This is a genomic window from Streptomyces sp. (assembly GCF_031181555.1).
Lineage (GTDB): Bacteria > Actinomycetota > Actinomycetes > Streptomycetales > Streptomycetaceae > Streptomyces > Streptomyces fimbriatus.
The window spans coordinates 1-1733 of the sequence record NZ_JAPSKQ010000326.1; the positions used below are offsets into that span (position 1 = coordinate 1).

The 1733-nt window shown below is 69.8% G+C and carries 2 protein-coding genes; both read right to left on the minus strand.

Going from position 1 to position 1733, the window contains the following annotated elements:
• Window positions 1–472: 472 nt before the first annotated feature.
• Window positions 473–1348, minus strand: coding sequence for an acyl-CoA thioesterase II (locus tag RIM90_RS31470; protein WP_309064141.1), 876 nt, complete (start codon window positions 1346–1348; stop codon window positions 473–475).
• A gap of 35 nt (window positions 1349–1383) precedes the next feature.
• Window positions 1384–1733 (minus strand): acyl-CoA dehydrogenase family protein (locus RIM90_RS31475; protein ID WP_309064142.1); only part of this gene is annotated, 350 nt, incomplete at its 5' end.

Consider the following 1733-nt stretch of genomic DNA (forward strand, 5'->3'; position numbering starts at 1 on the left):
CCTTGTCGTCGCAGTCGTCGTCCCACCAGTAGTCGTCGCAGTAACTGCTGTGACTGTGCTCCTGGACGGACTCGGATGCCGAAGCGGTGCCGGTGGTGCCCAGCGCGATCCCGCCGGCCATCATCAGCCCGGCGGCAGACACCGCGAAGACACGCTTCGAGCGTTGTGCTCGCATGAGAAATACCTTTCACTCCATCGTTCCCGACCTCCCCGGAAGGAGGCGTGGGAAGTGATGGCCACAGCCGCAAGTGAACGTTGCGACAGGGTCTTTGGGTATCACCGCACATATGTGGAGCACGGGCTCGGCCGCCGTTGCCTCCAGCTCACCCGGTGGTACGCGGGCGATCACCGTGGCCTTGGTCCGCGCTACCGGACCGAGGGCGCCAAGCATGCCGTGCATGCGGCTTTCACTCACTCAGCCTAGACCCGCACCCGTACATCGGCACCCCGGACGACCCATGGTGCACGCCCGTCACCGGGGGACCCGGACCACGCCCTCCTGGATGACCGAGACCGCGAGGCGGCCGTCCCGGGTGTAGATGCGGGCCTGGCCGAGGCCGCGGCCGCCGTGGGCCGACGGGGACTGCTGGTCGTAGAGCAACCACTCGTCGGCGCGGAACGGGCGGTGGAACCACATCGCGTGGTCCAGGGAGGCGCCCACGACGTCGCCGACGGCCCAGCCGCCGCGCCCGTGGGCGAGGAGGACGGAGTCCAGGAGCGTCATGTCGGAGACGTACGTGGCGAGGACGACGTGCAGCAGGGGGTCGTCGACGTCGCTGTCGAGCTTGCCGTTGGTGCGGAACCAGACCTGGGAGTGGGGTTCGCGCGGCTCGCCGAAGCGGCCGTAGGGCGGCTCGTCGACGTAGCGCAGGTCGACCGCGGCGCGGGCTTCCAGGAAGCGGTCCACGACCTCGGGGGCGAGGTGGGGGTAACCGCGCAGCCGCTCCTCGGAGGTGGGCAGGGTGGCCGGGTCCGGCGCGGGCGGCATCGGGGCCTGGTGGTCCAGGCCCTCCTCGTACGTCTGGAAGGACGCCGAGAGGTGGAAGATCGGCTTGCCGTGCTGGACCGCGACCACCCGGCGGGTGGTGAAGGAGCGGCCGTCGCGGATCCGGTCGACGGTGTAGACGATGGGCACGCCGGGGTCGCCGGGGCGCAGGAAGTACGCGTGCAGGGAGTGGGCGGGCCGGTCCTCGGGGACGGTCCGCCCGGCGGCGACCAGCGCCTGCGCCGCGACCTGCCCGCCGAAGACGCGGGGGACGACCGCGTAGCGGGACCGGCCGCGGAAGATGTTCTCCTCGATCTGCTCGAGGTCGAGCAGATCGAGGAGTTCCTGAAGTGCCTGACTCATGGGGTCAGTTGTATACGCCAGGGATTTCGCGGACCTTACAGACCCATGTCCTTGGCGATGATCGTCTTCATGATCTCGCTGGTGCCGCCGTAGATGCGGTTGACGCGGTTGTCCGCGTACAGGCGGGCGATCGGGTACTCGTTCATGTAGCCGTAGCCGCCGTGCAGCTGGAGGCAGCGGTCGATGACGCGGTGCGCGACCTCGGTGCAGAACAGCTTGGCGCTGGCCGCCTCGGCGGGGGTCAGCTCACCGGCGTCGAGGGCCTCCAGGGCGCGGTCGGCGACGGCCTCGGCGGCGTCCACCTCGGCCTGGCAGGCGGCCAGCTCGAACTTGGTGTTCTGGAAGTGGGCGACCGGCTTGCCGAAGACGGTGCGCTCCTGCACGT

Bases quoted from the DNA above. Each gene is read 5' to 3' on its own strand.
- RIM90_RS31470 (WP_309064141.1), bottom strand. From the start codon at position 1,348: ATGAGTCAGGCACTTCAGGAACTCCTCGATCTGCTCGACCTCGAGCAG.